Source organism: Isoptericola halotolerans (assembly GCF_045689585.1).
Lineage (GTDB): Bacteria > Actinomycetota > Actinomycetes > Actinomycetales > Cellulomonadaceae > Isoptericola > Isoptericola halotolerans_B.
In genome coordinates this window covers 1973514-1991878 of sequence record NZ_CP140108.1, presented here as the reverse complement: position 1 = coordinate 1991878, position 18365 = coordinate 1973514, and the positions used below count along the sequence as shown (strand labels likewise).

Below are 18365 nucleotides of genomic sequence, written 5' to 3'. Positions count from 1 at the left end.
CGCACCGAGGTACCAGCGTCTCGATGCCCTGCTTTACAGCGCTGTATTAATGGTCCATGCTCATGCCATGCGTGAGACCTCGATGATGAGCACCACCGACGGCACCTGCCCCCGACCCCAGCTCGTGCGCCCGCAGTGGCACGACCTGTCGGGAGAGTGGGAGTTCGCCATCGGCGACGACGACGCCCCCGCGCGCCGCGCCGGCGACACCGCCCTCCCCCGGCACGTCCGGGTGCCGTATCCGCCCGAGTCCGCCCTGTCCGGGATCGGCGACACCAGCGCCTACGACGTCGTCTGGTATCGCCGGACGATCACCGCCGACGACGTCGCCACCGCCGGTCTCGGCACGCAGGGTGACGTGCTCATGGTTCACTTCGGCGCCGTCGACCACGACGCGCAGGTCTGGGCGGACGGCCACCTGCTCGGTACCCACACCGGCGGGCAGACCCCGTTCTCGCTCGAGGTGCCCGCGGAGATCGCCCGGCGCGGTTCCTTCGCCCTCGTGGTCCGCGCCCACGACGACCCGCACGACGTCTCGCAGCCACGCGGCAAGCAGGACTGGCGCGACGAGCCCCACAGCATCTGGTACCACCGCACCACGGGCATCTGGCAGCCCGTCTGGCTCGAGGCCGTGCCTCGAGCCGCCGTCGTCCGCCTCGACTGGTGCTCCGACGTGCCGCGCGGCACCGTCGATCTCACCGCGCTCCTCGCGCGCCGCCCGGAACGGGGCACCCGGATCGCCGTCGAGATCACCACCGGTGACGAGACCCTGGCCCGCCACGAGATCGAGGTCGACGACCCCCAGGTCACCCTCTCGCTCGCACTGCCGCGGCAGGCCAACGGCCAGGCGTACGAGGAGCTCCTGTGGAGCCCCGAACGACCCACCCTCCTGGATGCGCAGGTCACGGTCGTCGGACCGGACGGTTCCGTGCTCGACGACGTGGCGTCCTACCTCGGGCTGCGATCGTGCGGTGAGGCGGACGGAAGGTTCCTGCTCAACGACCGCCCGTACTACGTGCGCTCCGTGCTCGAGCAGGGCTACTGGCCCGACTCGCACCTCGCGGCCCCGAGCGCCGACGCGCTGCGCGACGAGGTGCAGCTCATCAAGGACCTCGGGTTCAACGCCGCACGCGTGCACCAGAAGGCCGAGGACCCGCGGTTCCTGTACTGGGCGGACCGCCTCGGCCTGCTCGTCTGGGGCGAGATCGCGGCGCCGTTCACCTTCACGACACGCGCGGTCGAGCGCACCGTGCGCGAGTGGACCGACCTCGTGCTCCGGGACCGGTCGCACCCGTGCATCGTCACGTGGGTGCCCGTCAACGAGAGCTGGGGCGTCCAGCACATCGCGCACGACCCGGCGCAGCAGCACCTCACCCGCGCCCTGTACCACCTGACCAAGGCGCTCGACCCGACACGCCCCGTGATCTCCAACGACGGGTGGGAGCACACCGAGTCGGACCTGCTGACCCTGCACGACTACGCGTCCGAGCGTGCGGTCCTCGAGCCCCGGTACGCGACCGCCGATGCGCTGGCGGCGCTCCCCGGCTCCATCGGCCCTGCCGGCCGGCGGGTGGCCCTGCTGCCCTCCGCGGTGCAGGGCAAGCCGGTCATGGTGACGGAGTTCGGCGGCGTCACCTGGGCGCCCGATGCGGACATCGACACCTGGGGGTACTCGGTGGCCGGCTCACCGGAGGACTTCGAGGACCGGGTCCGCTCGCTGTTCGACGCCCTCCATGCCAGCCCCGTGCTGGCCGGGATCTGCTACACCCAGCTCACGGACACGCTGCAGGAGGCCAACGGGCTGGTGGACTCCCACCGCAAGCCCAAGCTGCCGGTGGAGGTCATCCGCTCGATCGTGCAGGGCACGCCCCGCTGATCCGGGGCGCCCCGATGATCCGGGGCTCCGGCCCGTGGCGCGCGACGCCCGTGGGCGCGCATCCCGGTGATGCGCGCCCACGGGCGTCGTGCGCGGACGGGGTGGGTCACGCCACGTCGATCGCGTCGATCTCCGCGAACCAGCTCAGGCGTGTCAACGTGACGGTGTTCCAGCCCGGCTCGAGCACGACCTGGTGCTCGACGACGTTCCAGTTGCCCCAGCCGGTGTGGGGATAGGTGACGGTCCCGTTCGGTGCTCCGTCGACCGTGACCGCGTGCTCCGACTCGAGCGGGTACCCGCCGCGTTCGGAGCCGTTGGCGAACCGGACCCCGAGCACCGCCCGGCCTCCGTGGTCGGACCAGACCTGCACCGAGACGGCGCTGTCGACGAAGTCCAGCCCGCCGACGGCGTTGCCCCCGGACGCCGTGGTGTCGGCGCGGACGTGGGCGCGGGTGACGACGCCGTCCTCCGCCTCGTACCGCGTGGCGTCGACGAGGTCCTCGGGGTGGACGGGCACGACCGCGTCGGCCTTCCCGCGCGACAGGTAGATCGCGTCGAGCTCGGCGAACAGGTCGCTCCTGCGCAGGGTGATCGTGTTGGTGCCCCGGGCGAGCCGGACCGGCACCTCGACCGTCTGCCAGTTCGCCCACCGGGTGTGCCAGTAGTCGACAGCCGCGACCTCGTCGTCGTTGACCGTCAGGACGTGGCGCGCGCTCGCCGGTCGCCCGTCGGCGTCGAGGGAACCGTTGGCGAACCGGATCCCGAGGGTGTGCCGGCCCGCTTTCTGCGCCTCGACGGTGAACGTGACCGCGCTGGAGCCGTGGTCGAGCCCGCCGACCTTGCCGAGGCCCGACGCCGCCGGGTCGTCCAGCGCGACGGCGTCGGTGAGCAGGGCGTCCTCCGCCTCGTACCGTGCGGCCGTTCCCTCCACGGAGGGAACACCGTCGGGACCGTAGGTGAGCGCGGCGGTGTAGACGCCGCGCTGGGTGAAGTCGTCGTCCCACCCGTGGAAGACGACCTGGGGGTCGCCCTTGCGCGTGCTGACGACGTCGAGCCCTCCGGGCCCGACGATCTCGCCGGCGAGGTCCTCGCTCGTGAGCAGCTCGTCCTCCGCGACGGTGAAGGGTCCGGTGACGCTGTCCGCGACGGCCCACCCGGTCCGGTACTCGCCGCCGAAGTAGTCGTTCGCCGCGAAGAACAGGTAGTACCTGCCGTCGTGCTCCGCCATGGCGGGAGCCTCGACCACGGTTCCCTGCCACGGGAGGTCGTTGCGCATCAGCTCCACGGGCGGACCGGCGAGCGTGAGCCCGTCTGCGGACAGCGGCTGGGTGTAGATGATCGCCGGCTGGGCACAGCAGTTCCCGTCCGACTTCCACAGCAGGTAGAGCTGGTCGCCGTTCCGGAACGTCTCGGCGTCGATCGCGCCACCCAGCTCGACCGGGCACACGAGGGGCTCACCCAGCGCGTCGACGAACGGACCGTCCGGGCTGTCGGCCGTCGCCGCCCCGATGCACTGCCTGCCCGATGCGGCGTCGCGCGCCGTGTAGTAGAGCACGTACCCGCCGCCGACGGCCGCGACCTCAGGTGCCCACACGCAGTAGTCGTGGGTCCCGTCCGGGAGGGTACGGCACGGGCCGACCCAGTCACCGGCGGCCTGGCCGATCCCCGGGGCCGCGTCGGGCTGCGTCTTCCACTCCCGCAGGTTCCTGGACGTGCGGTGCTGGACCTGGTGCTGGCCGTCGTTGTTGGTGGCGTAGGCGTGGTAGGTCCCGTCGACCAGCAGCACGTCGGGGTCGGGGAAGTCAGCGTCGATGACGAACCGTGGTGAGTCGGCGTCTGGTGTGGCGTGCGCGGTCGGTAGCGCGACGAGTGCTCCTGCGAGGACGAGGAGGCCCCCCAGGACGGCGGCCATCGATCGGCGGGGTCTCGGACGACGAGGCATGCGTGCTCCTTCGCAACATGGGCGGCCCACCGTCGGGCCGCGCTGGGTCGTGCGTCGTTTGTCGGTTCGGAAACACTACAGCGCTGTAATCCTGAGCACCAGAGGGAATTCAACATGGAATCTGGGCAGCTGTTCCGGTCTACAGCGCTGAATCTGTGGAGCAGCCAGCCCGACTACTCGCCGGTCGCGCCGTCGGACAGCTCACGGGCGACGTCGAGGTGCCCCGCGTGCCGGGCGTACTCCTGCAGCACGTGGAAGCAGATCCACGTCAGGGTGGGCGGGTCTGCCGTGAAACGACCGCCGACGGCTCCCCGCGCGGCGAGGTCGTGCTCGGCGAGGATCTCCCGTGTGCGCTCGCCGCCCGCGTGCAGCGCGGCGACCAGCTCGGCCGGGCTGACGCCGTCGGGCACCTGCCACGGGCCGTCGGGCTCGCCGTCGGCGTGGTCGCCCCACGGGTCGGGCACCTGCTCGGCGAGGAAGCCCCACACGAACCACCGACGTTCCATGTGCACCAGGTGGATCAGCAGCTCCGACGGCGTCCAGCCCGAGGGAAGCCGGCTGGTGCGGAGCTGCGCCTCCGTCATGCCGTCGAGCTTCCGCTCGACGGCTGCCCGGTAGTAGTCGAGGTAGGCGACGAGCTGCGCCTTCGGGTCCGAGGAGTCGAGGCAGGGTTCGACGACGGAGAGCGGCATGCGCTCAGCGTACGGCGACGTCGTCCGGCGGCTCAGCCCACGCCTTCTGCGGCGAGCGCGTCGGTGAGCAGCTCGACGAGGGTGTCGAGCTGCACGTCCGTGGACGACGCGACGTCCTCGCCCGCCGCCCCGTCCAGCGCCCGGGCGGCCAGCCCCGACTTGCTGTCGATCAGCTCGGCGATCTTGGAGTCGATGGTCTGCGCGGCGATGACTCGCCACGCCGTGACGGGCTCGGACTGGCCGATCCGGTGGATCCGGTCGATGGCCTGGGTCTGCTCGGCGTGCGTCCAGGAGAGCTCGGCGAGCACGAGGTTCGAGGCGACCTGAAGGTTCAGCCCCACGCCGGCGGCCGTCAGGGAGCACACGGCGATCGACACGTCGGGGTCGTCGGTGAACGCGGCGAGGTTCTTCTGGCGCACCGTGGGCGTCTGATCGCCACGGATCGACGCGTACCGGATGCCGCGGTCGGCGAAGGTCTGCTCCGCCTGGTCCATCACGTCGACATGCTTGGCGAAGAACACCACCTTGCCGACGTTGCGGGCCAGCTGCGCGGCATAGTCGGCGGCCAGCCCGGCCTTGGCCTGGCCGATCCGGCGGACCATCGAGAACACGTTCTCGCCACAGGCCTTGGAGCTCGAGTCCTTGAGCTCTGCGGCCGCGACCCGCCGGGCTAGATCCAGGTCGACGTCCTCCACGACGACGTCGGCGTCGCGGGCTGCCAGGGCAGCCCGGTAGCGATCGACGAGACGCCGCTGGAGCGCGACCTCGGCCGCCCGGACCGAACGACCGACGGCGCCCTCGAGCTCGACCGGCAGGTCCGCCACCCGGCGGGCGGGAATGTCCGCCGCCACGTCCACCTTGCGGCGTCGCACGATGCCCATGGCGACGACGTCTGCCCGGGCGGAGGCGTAGAACCCGCGGTCCGCCGGGGTCAGCCCCGCCTCCTCCAGGGCGGTCGTCAGCTTCCCGATCGGCTTCGTGTCGTCGATCCAGCCCAGGAACTGCCAGATCGCGCGGAAGTCCTCGATGTCGTTGATCAGCGGGGTGCCGGTGAGGGCCATCAGGAGCGGCCGGGTGGTGCGTTCACGGATCTGCTCGGAGAGCGCCAGGACGTGCTGCGAGCGCTGCGACGACTTGTTCTTGATGAAGTGCGCCTCGTCGACGACCATCCCGCGGAAGCCGAGGTCGCCGAGCCAGTCGACGTGCCGGCTCAGGATCTCGTAGTTCACGACCACGACGTCGGCGAAGGCGTCGACCCGGTCGCCGTCGCCGTGGACGACCGTCACCCGCCGCTGCGGCGTCCACAGCTCGACCTCGTGGGCCCAGTTCGTCTTGACCACGTTGGGCGCCACGACCAGCAGCGGGAAGGCGTCCGCCGCCTGGGCCGCGAGCAGCGCCTGGGCGGTCTTGCCGAGCCCGGGCTCGTCCGCGAGCAGGAACGTGCGATGTCCGCGCGTCGTCGCGGCGACGACCTGGGCCTGGTGGGGCATCAGCGCACGGCCGTGGGACTCGGCGACGGATCCCGCCTCGGGCAGCGCCATGCTGGAGGGCGTTCTGGGGGACGCCTCCTCGAACGACCGGAAGAGGGGCTCGAGCAGCTCCCACCCGGCCAGCCGGCGGGGGCGCGTGGCCGCGCGCTCGGTCGCCGCCTCGAAGTCCGGCGCGAGGAAGGGGTTGGCCAGCCGGCGCGAGATCGCCGACTGGGGCACGACACGCTTCTGGGCACCGGGCGGCGGCGCGGCCGGTGCCGGGCGCTCCGGTTCCTCGGGCGGCTCGGGTCCGTCGTCGCCCATCACGCTCGCCTTGTACGCACGCGCCGCGTCGGAGAGCCGGGCGTCCTCCGCGAGCAGCTCGAGCAGCGACGTGTCGCGGGCAGCGACCTTCGCCAGCAGCGTCGCCACCCCGTCGAGCCTCTTGAGCTCCTGGGCCTGCTTGGCTGCGGGCAGCGCGCCGTCGGCCATCACCCGGGCCCGCTCCTCACGCACGAGCAGCGCCACGACCTGGAACTTCGTCCGCACCGCCGGGCGGGTGGGAGGTCGCTTCACCGCGTCGTCGACGTCACGAGCGATATCGGCGAGCACGGGGATGATGCCCCGCTCGGCAGGACGGGGGGCACGGCGGCGCTGAGCGCCGACGTCAGGGCGCGCGCCACCGGACCGGCGTCGGCCTCGTCTTGCCACATACACTCCTTCACTGTTCTGCACCTCGGCCACGACGCAACGCGGGAGACGACGGCGAGCCGGACGGCCGTCGGCCGCGCACCGCCCTCGCCTCACCCCTCCACGCGTGCTCGCGCCGACGGGTCGGGCGCAGCGTCGCCACGCCGGGTCCCCCGCGGCGACGCCCGTGGGCCTCACGCCGATGGCAGGACGCCGTCGGACATTGCGGCGAATTCACCGCGAGCACGGGCGCGGCCCTGGTCGGGCCACGTCGCCAAGGCTGCCTGTGACCTTGAAACCCTGTGCGCCTGGGCAGACTCGAACTGCCGACACCCGCTTTAGGAGAGCGGTGCTCTATCCGCTGAGCTACAGGCGCTCCCAGCGTCCTCGGACGATGGTGACCCGGCGCCGAGCACGAGGCACGCGGCCCGGGTCGCCCCACAGCCTAGCGTGCGTGGCGGCATCACCGAGGCAACGACGGTCCGGTGGGCTGCCATCCCGGCACACTCGCCGTGCACGGGGCTCCTCGTCGGCCGGCTCTCGCGAGTCACACCCACGCCGCCGGGTCGGCGACGACCTCGCGCAGCACCTCGCGCGCTCCCCCGGTCAGGGCCGCGTGCTGGCTCGCACGAGCGGCCCGCACGTCCGGCTCCGCAAAGGGTGCGGCCAGCACCCGCTCGCGCAGCACGGCCACGACGTCGTCCCGCAACCACGGCTCGAGCTCGGTGTACACCCCGCCGAGCACCACGGTGGAGACGCCGGTGAGGTTGACGAAGTCGGCGAGCGCCGAGCCCAGCGCCCGCCCGGCGCGTCGCAGCGCGTCGCGGGCGCCGTCGTCGGCCTCGAGCGCTGCGACGAGCCCGCGAAGCGGCGCGTCGAGCGGCAGCCCGGCCGCGAGCAGCACGGCCTCCTTGCCGGCGTACTGCTCGAGACAGCCGTGCGCGCCGCAGGAGCAGCGCGGCCCGGCCGGGTCGACGACGACGTGTCCCACCTCGCCGTTCCAGCCGCGCTCGGCGAGGAACAGGGCACGGTCGACGACGATCGCGGCACCGATGCCGACGTCGCCGGAGACGTAGAGGAACGACGGCGGGACGTCGCCGGAGAGCTCGGCGAGCGCGGCGAGCTTGGCTTCGTTGGCGACGTGTACGGGGAGGCCGCCGAGACCGAGCAGCCCGACCGGGTCCACCGACGACCACCCGAGGTTGGGGGCGACCTCGAGCTCGCCCGTGCGGGCGTCGACGAGGCCGGGCAGCGCGAGGCGCGCACCGGCGACCCGCATCCCGTCGGCCTGCAGGCGGGTGGCGACGTCGGCGGCGAGCGCTCCGAGTCGGGTGAGCACCGTGGTGGGGTCGGAGTCGTGGAACGACCCGTGCTCGACGGCGTCGGCGACGGTCTCGCCGGACAGGTCGAGCGCGCGCACGCCGAGGTAGTCGACGTTGACCTCGAGCCCGAGGCCGACGACCGTGCGTCGCGCCGGGACGAGCGGCACCGCGGGTCGGCCGGCCCGCTGGGCGGAGACCGGCGCGAGCTCGGCGACGAGCCGCGCCGCGACCAGGTGGTCGACCAGGGTGGAGACGGTCGCGCGCGTGAGCCCGGTGGCGGCGGCGACGTCGGCGCGAGACGGTGGCGTGGCGGCGGACGTCTGGGAGGGCGCGGCGTCGTAGATCGCCCTCGCCACGAGCCGGAGGTTGCGTTCGCGCAGCGTGTGCTGGCGCGAGGCGCTGCCCGCCGGTGGGCGACCGGTGGCGCGCTGGGTCGTCGTCGGCTCGGCGGTCACGTCTTGACTCTAGCCCAACGACCCGCAATAGTTCAGCCGTACAACAAAACGCCGCGGCCGTGCCCGGCGACGAGCTCTCGACGAGGAGAAGACCGTGAGCGACATCAAGTACTCCTTCGGCCTGTGGACCGTGGGCTGGCCGGCGAACGACCCGTTCGGCACCGCGACGCGTCCCGAGCTGGACCCGGCCGAGTCGGTCCGCAAGCTCGCGGACCTCGGCGCGTGGGGTTTCACCTACCACGACAACGACGTGTTCCCCTTCGGCGCCTCCGAGGCCGACCGCCAGGCCGGCATCGACAGCGTGAAGAAGGCCGCCCAGGAGTCGGGCCTGGTCTGCGAGATGGTCACGACCAACACGTTCAGCCACCCGATCTTCAAGGACGGCGCGTTCACGTCGAACAACCGCGACGTGCGCCGGTTCGGCCTGAAGAAGGTGCTGCGCAGCGTCGACAACGCCGCCGAGATGGGTGCCTCCACGTTCGTCATGTGGGGCGGCCGCGAGGGCACCGAGTACGACAACTCCAAGGACCTCGCCTCCGCGCACGCCCGCTACGCCGAGGGCATCGACACCGTCGCCGCCTACATCAAGTCCAAGGGCTACGACCTGAAGATCGGTCTCGAGCCGAAGCCGAACGAGCCCCGCGGCGACATCTTCCTGCCGACCATCGGGCACGCCATCGCGCTGATCAACACGCTCGACAACGGCGACATCGTGGGCCTCAACCCGGAGACCGGCCACGAGCAGATGGCGGGCCTCAACTACACGCACGGCCTCGCGCTGGCGCTGTACTGCGGCAAGCTGTTCCACATCGACCTCAACGGCCAGCACGGCCCGCGCTACGACCAGGACCTCGTGTTCGGCCACGGCGACCTGCTGTCCGCGTTCTTCACCGTCGACCTGCTCGAGAACGGGTTCCCGAACGGCGGCCCGCGCTACGAGGGCCCGCGGCACTTCGACTACAAGCCGAGCCGTACCGAGCACCTCGACGGCGTGTGGGAGTCGGCGAAGGCCAACATGGCCACCTACGACATGCTCGCCGCCAAGGCGAAGGCCTACCGCGAGGACCCGAAGGTCCAGGAGGCGTTCGAGCACGCCGGCATCTTCGAGCTGGGCGAGTCGACGCTGGGTGAGGGCGAGTCGTTCGACGCGTTCCTCGCCGACGAGTCCGTGGACGGCATCGACGTCGACGCGACCGCCGCACGCGACTACGGTCTGGTGAGGCTGCACCAGCTCGCGCTGGAGCACCTCATCGGCTGAGCCGAAGGTGGAACCCCGAGTTGTCAGACTCTCGATCCCGTCTACCCGGCCGAGAGTCTGACAACTCTCCAACGCAAGGAGTTGTCAGGACGAGAGCGGGGCATACCGCGCTCTCGTCCTGACAGCTCGTGAAGCACAGACTGGAGCGAAGATGCCCCTCGTGGCCGGCGTGGACACCTCCACGCAGTCCTGCAAGATCGTCGTCCGCGACGCCGAGACCGGCGCCCTGGTCCGCTCGGGCTCCGCCCAGCACCCGGACGGCACGGAGATCCACCCCGACCACTGGTGGACGGCGTTCACCGAGGCGGCCCGCGCCGCCGGCGGGCTCGACGACGTCGCCGCGATCGCCGTCGGCGGCCAGCAGCACGGCATGGTCGCCCTCGACGCCGAGGGACGCGTCGTGCGCGACGCCCTGCTGTGGAACGACACCCGCTCCGCACCGGCCGCCGAGGACCTGATCCGCGAGCTCGGCGACGGCGACCGCGCCACCGGCGCCCAGCGGTGGGCCGACGTCACCGGATCCGTCCTCGTCGCCTCGCTGACCATCACCAAGCTGCGGTGGCTGCGCGACGCCGAGCCCGACAACGCCGCCCGCGTCGCCGCCGTCGCGCTCCCCCACGACTGGCTGAGCTGGCGCATCGCCGGCTACGGCCCCGAAGGCGAGTCCCCGCTCGGCCCCGACCTCGACACGCTGTTCACCGACCGCTCCGACGCCTCGGGCACGGGCTACTACGACGCCGAGGCCCCCGGTGGGACCGACGGCGCCGGCCCGGACCAGCAGGGTGCCTACCGGCCCGACCTGCTGCGCCTCGCGTTCGGACGCGACGACGTCGTGCTCCCCCGCGTCCTGGCGCCGTCCGAGTCCGACGGCCGCGCCCACCCGTCGGTGGCGGGTGCCGACGTCGACGGTGGCGCGCTGATCGGTCCGGGGACCGGCGACAACGCCGGCGCCGCGCTCGGACTGGGGATGCGCCCCGGCGACATCGCGATCTCCCTCGGCACGTCCGGCGTGGTCTCCGCCGTCGCCCCGCGCCGTACCGCCGACGGCTCCGGCGCCATCAACGGGTTCGCCGACGCCACGGGCAACGCGCTCATGCTCGCCGTGACCCTCAACGCGGCCCGGGTGCTCGACGCCGCCCGCTCGGTGCTCGACGTCGACTACGACGAGCTCTCGCAGCTCGCCCTGGCGGCGCCGCCCGGGTCCGACGGCCTCGTGCTCGTGCCGTACCTCGAGGGCGAGCGCACCCCCAACCGCCCCGACGCCACCGGCACGCTGCACGGCATCCGGATCGCCACGTCGACGCGTGAGCACCTCGCCCGCGCCCACGTCGAGGGCATGCTGTGCGGGCTGGCCGACGGCCTCGACGCCCTGCGTGCCCAGGGCGTGCCCGTCGAGCAGATCATGCTCATCGGCGGTGCGGCGCAGTCGCCGGCCGTGCAGACCGTCGCCACGCAGGTGTTCGGCCTGCCCATCGGGATCCCCGAACCCGGCGAGTACGTGGCCGACGGCGCAGCCCGCCAGGCGGCCTGGGTCCTGGCCGCTGCGAGCACCCCGGACGCCACGGCGCCGCAGTGGTCCACGCGGGTGGCCACCACCCTCGACGCCGACCCGCGTCCGGAGGTCCGGGAGCGGTACGCCGCCGTCCGCGACCTCTTCTGAGTCGACGGTGCATCCGCTCGCCCGCCTGCAGCGCGAGGCCGAGGCTCTCGGCCTCGCGCTGCACAGCGTGGAGGTGCTGCACGGCGACGACCTGGTGCTGAGCACCACGTGCCCGCCGCTGACCGTGCACACCCCACGACGGGCCTACTCGGTGTCCAAGACGGTGACGGCGCTCGCCGTCGGTCTCCTGGCCGCCGAGGGCCGCCTCGGCCTGGACGACCCCGTCGTGCGGCACTTCCCGGAGCACCTCCCGGTGCACCCGTGGGTCGCGGCCACACGCGTGCGCGACCTGCTGACCATGCGCGGCCCGCACCACGCCACGACCTACGACCGGGCGGGCCGCGACTGGGTGGCGTCGTGGTTCCGGGTGGAGCCGACCCACCGGCCCGGCGTCGTCTTCACCTACGACACCAGCGGGTCCCACGTGCTCGCGGCTCTGGTCGAGCGGCTCGCCGGGACGTCCCTGACCGACTTCCTGCGCCCGCGGGTGCTCGACCCGCTGGGTGTGAGCGACGGCTTCCGGTTCCTCACCGACCCCGAGGGCGTCTCGCAGGGCGGCTCCGGCCTGGTGTGCAGCCCGCGTGACCTGCTGCGGCTGGGACGCCTGCTGCGCGACGGCGGCACCGCCGGCGGTGAGCGTCTCGTCCCGGCCGACCTCGTGCAGCAGATGACGACGGCGCAGGCGGACACGTCGCTGCAGGGCTGGGGCGCACAGCTCACCGGCGGCTACGGGCACCTGCTCTGGCTGCCGAGAGGTGGCGGGTGGCTGATGTTCGGGATGGGTGGCCAGCTCGTCCACGCCGACCCGGACCGTGACCTCGTCGTGGTGGTCACCGGGGACACGCAGGTCTGTCCGACCGGCGACCACCAGCTCATCGACCTGCTCGTCGGAGAGCTCGCCGACGGCTGGGACCCTGACGCCTGGGACCCTGACGCCGCCGCCGCCGGGCCGACGCCGGCACCTGCGGCCGCACTGTCGTGGCCCGCACCGCGGCACGACCCCGCGCACGCACGGCACGTCGTCGGGCGCTGGGTGTTCCGCACCGAGCACGGACCGGTGACGATCGACCTGGACCTCGGAGGCGACGGCGGGACGCTGCGCCGGGAGGCCGCCGGGGTCGACGGGGCCGGCGGCACGGTCGTGCTGCCGCTGCGGTACGGGGAAGCGGTGAGCGTCGACCTGACGGGGCACACCGAGCTGCCGGGCCACGGCGGTCCCGGCACGGTCGTGGTGACCAGCGGCTGGAGCAGGCCGTCCACGCTCGACGTGCGCTGCGCCGTCGTCGGCGACCAGCTCGCCACGCTCGTGCTGCGGGTCGTGGTGCACCCCGACGGACCACCGACCGTCCGGTCGTGGGGCCACGGGGAGGCCGTCGACCCGACGTGGACGTTCGTGGCGACCGGCCGCGAGGCCTGACCCCCGGTCGAAACGTTTAGGCGGTGGGCCTGCCCCGAGCGCCGACGTAGCGTGGCCCGCGACCGACTCGACGACGATGCGGAGCCCACCGATGACCCAGGGACGACGACGTACCCGCCTGACCGCGCTCACCGCGAGCCTGGCCCTCGTGGGGGCCGGGACGGTCGGTGCGGTCGCAGCGACCAGCGCCGCGGCCGCCACCGGATGCACGGTCGACTACCGGGTGACCAACGAGTGGGCCGGAGGCTTCCAGGCCGACGTCACCGTCACCAACCTCGGCGACCCGGTGCCGTCGTGGGAGCTCGGGTGGACCACGGCCGCCGGCCAGTCCGTCGCCCAGGCGTGGAACGCGGACGTGACCCAGTCCGGCACGTCGGCGACGGCGTCCGGCGTGAGCTGGAACGCCGACCTGGGCACCGACGCGAACGCGAGCTTCGGGTTCATCGGCACCTGGTCGGGGTCGAACCCGGTGCCGACGGACTTCGCGCTCGCCGGCGTGCCGTGCACGGGCGACGTCGGCGGGCCGGACCCGACGCCGGACCCCACCGACGAGCCCACTCCCGACCCGACCGACGACCCGACGGACGAGCCCACGCCACCGGCGTCGGAGCTCTACGTGGACGTGACGAACCAGTCGTACGAGGCGTGGGACGCCGCGAGCGGCGCCGACAAGGACCTCCTGGCCAAGATCGCGCACACGCCGCAGGCCTACTGGGTCGGCAACTGGAACGACGCCACGACCGAGCGCGAGGCGGTCGCCGGCTACACCGGTCGCGCGGTGGCCGACGGCACCACGCCCGTCCTCGCCGTCTACGCCATCCCCGGCCGCGACTGCGGCAACCACTCCGGCGGTGGGGTCGAGCAGAGCGAGTACGCCCACTGGATCGACGAGGTCGCGGCCGGCATCCAGGGCGACCCGTACATCGTCCTCGAGCCGGACGCGCTCGCCCAGCTCGGAGACTGCGACGGCCAGGGTGACCGGGTCGGCTACCTGCGGTACGCCACCGAGCAGCTCACCGCCGCCGGCGGGCGTGTGTACATCGACGCGGGTCACTCGGGCTGGCTGAGCCCGTCCGAGGCGGCGGACCGGCTGAACCAGGTCGGGTTCGAGCACGCCGTCGGGTTCGCGCTGAACACGTCGAACTACAACACCACGGCGTCCGAGCGGGCGTACGGCGAGCAGATCTCGGCGCTGACCGGCGGGGCGCGGTTCGTCATCGACACCTCGCGCAACGGCAACGGGTCCAACGGCGAGTGGTGCAACCCGCGCGGCCGGGCGCTCGGCGAGCGGCCCGCGGTCGTGACCGAGCCCGGTGGCCTGGACGCGCTGCTGTGGGTCAAGCTGCCCGGCGAGTCGGACGGGACCTGCAACGGCGGCCCGGCGGCCGGCGCCTGGTGGCAGGAGATCGCCCTGGAGATGGCGGGGAACGCCTCCTGGTGACCCCCGCTGCGGGTATGAGATCTACGGCCTCGACACGTCCAGGGCCGTAGATCTCATACCCACAGCGTCAGGGCGGCGCAGGGATCAGCGTTCGTAGGAACGGATGCGGTAGCGCAGCCCGCCCGACGACGTCGCCCACCCGGCGCCGCCGTCGGCCCGCCACACGGCGGGGTCGAGCATCGGCGCGAACGCGTCCCCCGAGACCTCCAGGTCGACCTCGGTCACCACGCAGCGGTCCGCGAGCGCCACCGCCTCCGCGTACACCTGCCCGCCACCCATCACCCAGACCTCGTCGCCACCGGCGGCGTCCCGGGCGAGACCCAGCGCGGCGGGCACCGACGACGCCACCACGGCACCGTCGTCGGACCACCCCGCCCGCCCGGTCACCACGACGTTGGTCCGGCCGGGCAGGGGGCGCACCCGGGCCGGCAGCGACTCCCAGGTGAGCCGTCCCATCACCACCGGGTGTCCCGCCGTCGTGCGCTTGAAGTGGGCGAAGTCCTCGGGCACGCGCCACGGGATCGTCCCGCCCGCGCCGATCACCGGGCGGCCCTCGGCGTCACGCGCCTGGGCCCAGATCAGCCCGATCACACAGCCACCGGAGCTTTGATGCCCGGGTGGTGCTGGTAGCCGAGCACCTCGATGTCCTCGTACTCGTAGGCGTCGATCGACTCCCGGGGTGCGAGGCGCAGCGTCGGGTACGGGTACGCGTCGCGGCCGAGCTGCGTGGTCACCTGCTCGACGTGGTTGTCGTAGACGTGGCAGTCGCCGCCGGTCCAGACGAAGTCGCCGACCTCGAGCCCGGTCTGCGCGGCGACCATGTGCGTCAGCAGCGCGTAGGAGGCGATGTTGAACGGCACACCGAGGAACAGGTCCGCGGAACGCTGGTAGAGCTGGCAGCTCAGCCGCCCGTCGGCCACGTAGAACTGGAACATCACGTGGCACGGCGGCAGCGCCATGGTGTCGATCTCCGCGACGTTCCACGCGGAGACGATGTGCCGCCGCGAGTCGGGGTTGCTGCGGATCTGCTCGATCACCGCGGCGATCTGGTCGACGTGGCGGCCGTCCGGCGTCGGCCACGAGCGCCACTGCACGCCGTAGACGGGGCCGAGCTCGCCGGCATCGTCGGCCCACTCGTCCCAGATGCTCACGCCGCGCTCCTGCAGCCAGCGCACGTTGGAGTCGCCGCGCAGGAACCACAGGAGCTCGTAGGCGATCGACTTCAGGTGGACGCGCTTGGTCGTGATCAGCGGGAAGCCCTGCGAGAGGTCGTAGCGGAGCTGGCGGCCGAACACGCTCCGGGTGCCCGTGCCGGTGCGGTCCCCCTTGGGGGTGCCGTGCTCCAGCACCTCCCGCAGCAGGTCCTCGTACGGTGTGGGGATGCTCGGCACCGGGGCTGCGCTCATGTGCGAGAGTCTACGGACCGCTCGCTGACGGAAGGAGAGCCCATGCCGCGACGCGCGACGCCCGGACGCGGCTTCGCCACCGGCGGGCTGGCCGGGCTGGTCTCCGTGCTGATCGTGCTGCTGGTCCTCGCGCGGATCGGGCGCCGGCTGGACACCCCGGGCGTGCTCACCGGTCTGGGCGTGGTGCTGGTCGTCGCCACGCTCGGGGTGCTCCTGTGGCTCGCGTTCGTCAGTACCCGGGTGCGCGGTCAGGTCGCGCACGTGGCCCGGCACCGACCGGGTGCACCACTGGTGGTCGGGCGTCCGACGGCGGCGCTGACGGCCGAGGCGCGGCGCCTGCGGGCCGGGACGCGCGGCCTGCCGCCCGACTGCCCGGACCGGGAGCACGTCGTCTACGCCGTCCTCACCGAGCGCGTGGAGCTGTGGGTGCGCGGGGACGACGTGCCGCGCTGGTGGGTGACGCTGCCCGCCCCCGTCGCGACCGGGTCGGTCCGGGTGGGCTGGACGACGCTCGAGACCCTGACGATCCGGGACGCGTCGGCGCGCCTGGAGCTCGCCCCGACGTCGCACGCCGGGCGCGCGTGGCCCTCCCGCGCCCACCGGGCAGCCGCCGTCGAGCAGGTGCGGGCGCTGCTGCGTCGCTGACCGCGGCTACGCGGAGCCGGCCGACCGCGCGTGCTTCGGCGGGTGCGGCGGGTCCACGGGTTCCTGCGGGGCGTCGCCGTCCTCGTCGGCCCGGAAGTGCGCGCCACGTTCCACGTGTGCGTGGGAGGCGCGGTCAGCAGCCTCGGCCGCGGCGATGTCGGGGCCCGTCGCCCAGTCACGGTCGGGGTGCACGACGCCGTGATCCCCGTCCGCGGTGGCCGCGGCGTCGGGGCCCGCCGCGCCTGGCAGCTCGTCCGGCAGGAGCTTCCCCGACCCGAAGTCGGACTTGTCCCGTGTGCTCATCCTTTGATCCAAGCACCGTCCGGCCTGCCTCGCCCGGCGGGCCGCAGTGTGACGGACGCCGTCGCGCCGGGGCTCGTGCCGGTGCGAGGATCGACCCATGAGCGACCAGACCGACACCGAGACGCCCGCCGCCGTCACCCCCACCCCGACCGACCCCCTGTGGGTCGAGCGCACCGGGACACGCACCTACCGCGGGCACACCGCACGGGGCGCCAGCGTCGAGATCGGGCCGGCCTCCGAGGGTGCCGTCTTCACGCCGGGCGAGCTGCTGAAGATCGCGCTCGCCGCCTGCGCCGGGATGTCCAGCGACACCAAGTTCTCCCGCGTGCTCGGTGACGACTACCGCGTGACCGTCCGGGTCGAGGACCCCAAGGACATGGAGGACGACAGCTACCCCGTGCTCACCGAGAAGTTCGAGATCGACCTGTCGAGCCTGGACGACAGGACGCGCGAGAAGACGCTCCTGCTCGCCCAACGCTCGATCGACCGGGCCTGCACCGTCGGTCGCACGCTCAAGGCCGGCGCCGAGGTCCCGCCCGCGGTGTTCGTCCAGCCGGACGAGGGCTGAGGACGCCGTGACCGCGCGCGCGGCGCACCGCGTCGAGGTGTCCCGGCTGGTGCCGGTCGGCGCCGAGGCCGCGTTCGAGCGTGTCGCGGACCCCCGGAACCACCCCCGCTGGATCCCGCTGACCCGCTACGACGGTCCGACGGCGGCACCCGCCCCGGGCGAGGCGTTCACCATGGTCAGCGGGCCCGGCGCGCGGCGGGGCCGCCGCGGGTTCGTCGACCGGATGACCGTCCTGGAGCACGTGACACCGTCGACGGCGCGGGCGGCCGTCGGTCGCAGCGTGCTGCGCAAGGACGGGCCCGCGCTGATCGGGACGGCGGGGCTCGACGTGGTCCCCGTCGACGAGCACCGGGCGCGCGTCGTGTGGTGGGAGGAGACGCGCCTCGCCGGACCGTGGCCACGACGACTCAACGAGGCCGCCGTCGGGCTGTTCCTGCGCGGCATGCTGGCGCTCGCCCTGTGGCGGTTCGGCCGTGAGGTCACCAGCGGCGGTCGCGGGTAGAGTCCCGGACGTGAGCACGTCGGACGTTTCACCACCGGGCGGCGGCGAGGTCGAGAGCTGGACCCGCTACCGTCCCACTCCCCTGCTCGACTCCCTGCTCGACAAGGCCGTGACGATCCCGTCCGCCGCGATCCACAAGCACGTCGACTCGGTCCGGCGCCGCAACCCGGAGGCGGACCCGGCCCGCGTCATCCGCATCCTGGAGCGCGAGTACCTCACCGTGGTGTCCACCACCGGGGGCGCCGTGGGAGCCGCGGCGGCCGCACCCGCGGTCGGCACGACGGCCGCCGCCGTCCTCACCTCGAGCGACATCGCCACGTTCTTCGCGACGTCGGCGGCGTTCTCCCTGGCGGTCGCCGACGTGCACGGCATCCCCATCGACGACGTCGCCCGACGCCGGGCCCTGCTGCTGGCGAGCGTGCTCGGCGAGGCCGGCGCCCGCGACGTGCAACGCGCCACCGAGGGCTCCCAGCTCGCCTGGGGCAAGGTGCTGCTGACCTCCATGCCGCAGACCGCGATCAAGCGCGTGAACAACGTGCTGACGCACCGGTTCCTCAAGCGCCAGATCGCCAAGCAGGGCACGCTGGCGCTCGGTCGGATGATCCCGTTCGGGGTGGGCGCCGTCGTCGGGTTCGCCGGTGGGCGCGCCCTGGGGCACGGGGTGGTGTCGCAGTCCCGCTCGGCGTTCGGGGTGCCTCCGGACCACTTTCCCCGGTGAT

General features: G+C 73.1%; 16 protein-coding genes and 1 tRNA gene. 9 read left to right on the top strand and 8 right to left on the bottom strand.

Annotated elements, in window-relative coordinates:
• The first annotated feature begins 67 nt into the window (after positions 1-67).
• On the top strand, positions 68-1876 hold the full coding sequence (locus UQW22_RS09335; RefSeq protein WP_407320671.1) for a glycoside hydrolase family 2 protein: 1809 nt from the start codon (positions 68-70) through the stop codon (positions 1874-1876).
• A gap of 106 nt (positions 1877-1982) precedes the next feature.
• Here the strand turns inward: UQW22_RS09335 and UQW22_RS09330 are convergent, their stop codons facing one another.
• From UQW22_RS09330 to UQW22_RS09310, 5 genes are all read right to left on the bottom strand, one after another.
• Positions 1983-3818, bottom strand: coding sequence for a family 43 glycosylhydrolase (locus UQW22_RS09330; protein ID WP_407320669.1), 1836 nt, complete (start codon positions 3816-3818; stop codon positions 1983-1985).
• A 173-nt stretch (positions 3819-3991) separates the two neighbouring features.
• Positions 3992-4510, bottom strand: a complete 519-nt coding sequence (locus tag UQW22_RS09325; protein ID WP_407320668.1) for a DinB family protein — start codon at positions 4508-4510, stop codon at positions 3992-3994.
• 32 nt (positions 4511-4542) lie between these two features.
• The gene (locus UQW22_RS09320) at positions 4543-6690 is read right to left on the bottom strand and encodes a DEAD/DEAH box helicase (RefSeq protein WP_407320666.1); all 2148 of its coding nucleotides are present in this window, start codon (positions 6688-6690) and stop codon (positions 4543-4545) included.
• A 282-nt stretch (positions 6691-6972) separates the two neighbouring features.
• Positions 6973-7045: transfer RNA gene (locus tag UQW22_RS09315), tRNA-Arg, on the bottom strand.
• Between the two features lie 171 nt (positions 7046-7216).
• Positions 7217-8446, bottom strand: a complete 1230-nt coding sequence (locus UQW22_RS09310) for an ROK family protein (protein WP_407320665.1) — start codon at positions 8444-8446, stop codon at positions 7217-7219.
• Positions 8447-8540: 94 nt separating this feature from the next.
• Here UQW22_RS09310 and xylA point away from each other — a divergent pair, with 94 nt between their 5' ends.
• The 4 genes from xylA to UQW22_RS09290 all read left to right on the top strand — a co-directional run bounded on the left by xylA (position 8541) and on the right by UQW22_RS09290 (position 14222).
• Positions 8541-9704 carry a xylose isomerase gene (gene xylA / locus UQW22_RS09305; RefSeq protein ID WP_407320663.1) on the top strand — a complete coding sequence of 388 codons (1164 nt, stop codon included), beginning with the start codon at positions 8541-8543 and terminating at the stop codon, positions 9702-9704.
• A 151-nt stretch (positions 9705-9855) separates the two neighbouring features.
• Complete coding sequence (locus UQW22_RS09300) at positions 9856-11364, top strand: xylulokinase (protein ID WP_407320662.1); 1509 nt, start codon at positions 9856-9858, stop codon at positions 11362-11364.
• Positions 11365-11371: 7 nt separating this feature from the next.
• On the top strand, positions 11372-12781 hold the full coding sequence (locus tag UQW22_RS09295; RefSeq protein WP_407320661.1) for a serine hydrolase domain-containing protein: 1410 nt from the start codon (positions 11372-11374) through the stop codon (positions 12779-12781).
• Between the two features lie 91 nt (positions 12782-12872).
• Positions 12873-14222, top strand: a complete 1350-nt coding sequence (locus UQW22_RS09290; protein WP_407320660.1) for a glycoside hydrolase family 6 protein — start codon at positions 12873-12875, stop codon at positions 14220-14222.
• Between the two features lie 84 nt (positions 14223-14306).
• On the opposite strand, the gene UQW22_RS09285 is transcribed toward UQW22_RS09290, so the two are convergent.
• Both UQW22_RS09285 and UQW22_RS09280 read right to left on the bottom strand, forming a co-directional pair.
• Entirely contained in the window at positions 14307-14813 is a 507-nt protein-coding gene (locus UQW22_RS09285; protein WP_407320659.1) for a dihydrofolate reductase, read from the bottom strand.
• Entirely contained in the window at positions 14810-15628 is an 819-nt protein-coding gene (locus UQW22_RS09280) for a thymidylate synthase (RefSeq protein ID WP_407320657.1), read from the bottom strand. Before UQW22_RS09280 ends, UQW22_RS09285 begins: the two co-directional genes overlap by 4 nt.
• A gap of 42 nt (positions 15629-15670) precedes the next feature.
• Between UQW22_RS09280 and UQW22_RS09275 the strand changes: the two genes are divergently transcribed.
• Positions 15671-16273, top strand: coding sequence for a hypothetical protein (locus tag UQW22_RS09275; RefSeq protein ID WP_407320656.1), 603 nt, complete (start codon positions 15671-15673; stop codon positions 16271-16273).
• Between the two features lie 6 nt (positions 16274-16279).
• Here the strand turns inward: UQW22_RS09275 and UQW22_RS09270 are convergent, their stop codons facing one another.
• Positions 16280-16576, bottom strand: a complete 297-nt coding sequence (locus tag UQW22_RS09270; RefSeq protein WP_407320655.1) for a hypothetical protein — start codon at positions 16574-16576, stop codon at positions 16280-16282.
• 97 nt (positions 16577-16673) lie between these two features.
• Between UQW22_RS09270 and UQW22_RS09265 the strand changes: the two genes are divergently transcribed.
• From UQW22_RS09265 to UQW22_RS09255, 3 genes are read left to right on the top strand one after another with little or no spacing between them, the layout of a single operon-like run.
• Positions 16674-17144 carry an OsmC family protein gene (locus UQW22_RS09265; RefSeq protein WP_407320653.1) on the top strand — a complete coding sequence of 157 codons (471 nt, stop codon included), beginning with the start codon at positions 16674-16676 and terminating at the stop codon, positions 17142-17144.
• 7 nt (positions 17145-17151) lie between these two features.
• Positions 17152-17646, top strand: a complete 495-nt coding sequence (locus tag UQW22_RS09260) for an SRPBCC family protein (protein ID WP_407320652.1) — start codon at positions 17152-17154, stop codon at positions 17644-17646.
• Positions 17647-17656: 10 nt separating this feature from the next.
• Positions 17657-18364, top strand: coding sequence for a hypothetical protein (locus UQW22_RS09255; RefSeq protein ID WP_407320650.1), 708 nt, complete (start codon positions 17657-17659; stop codon positions 18362-18364).
• Position 18365: the final 1 nt, after the last annotated feature.

Excerpts from the sequence above, each read along its gene's own strand:
- UQW22_RS09335 (WP_407320671.1), top strand. The coding sequence starts at position 68 with ATGCGTGAGACCTCGATGATGAGCACCACCGACGGCACCTGCCCCCGA.
- UQW22_RS09330 (WP_407320669.1), bottom strand. The coding sequence starts at position 3,818 with ATGCCTCGTCGTCCGAGACCCCGCCGATCGATGGCCGCCGTCCTGGGG.
- UQW22_RS09325 (WP_407320668.1), bottom strand. The coding sequence starts at position 4,510 with ATGCCGCTCTCCGTCGTCGAACCCTGCCTCGACTCCTCGGACCCGAAG.
- UQW22_RS09300 (WP_407320662.1), top strand. The coding sequence starts at position 9,856 with ATGCCCCTCGTGGCCGGCGTGGACACCTCCACGCAGTCCTGCAAGATC.
- UQW22_RS09290 (WP_407320660.1), top strand. The coding sequence starts at position 12,873 with ATGACCCAGGGACGACGACGTACCCGCCTGACCGCGCTCACCGCGAGC.
- UQW22_RS09280 (WP_407320657.1), bottom strand. The coding sequence starts at position 15,628 with ATGAGCGCAGCCCCGGTGCCGAGCATCCCCACACCGTACGAGGACCTG.
- UQW22_RS09275 (WP_407320656.1), top strand. The coding sequence starts at position 15,671 with ATGCCGCGACGCGCGACGCCCGGACGCGGCTTCGCCACCGGCGGGCTG.
- UQW22_RS09270 (WP_407320655.1), bottom strand. The coding sequence starts at position 16,576 with ATGAGCACACGGGACAAGTCCGACTTCGGGTCGGGGAAGCTCCTGCCG.
- UQW22_RS09265 (WP_407320653.1), top strand. The coding sequence starts at position 16,674 with ATGAGCGACCAGACCGACACCGAGACGCCCGCCGCCGTCACCCCCACC.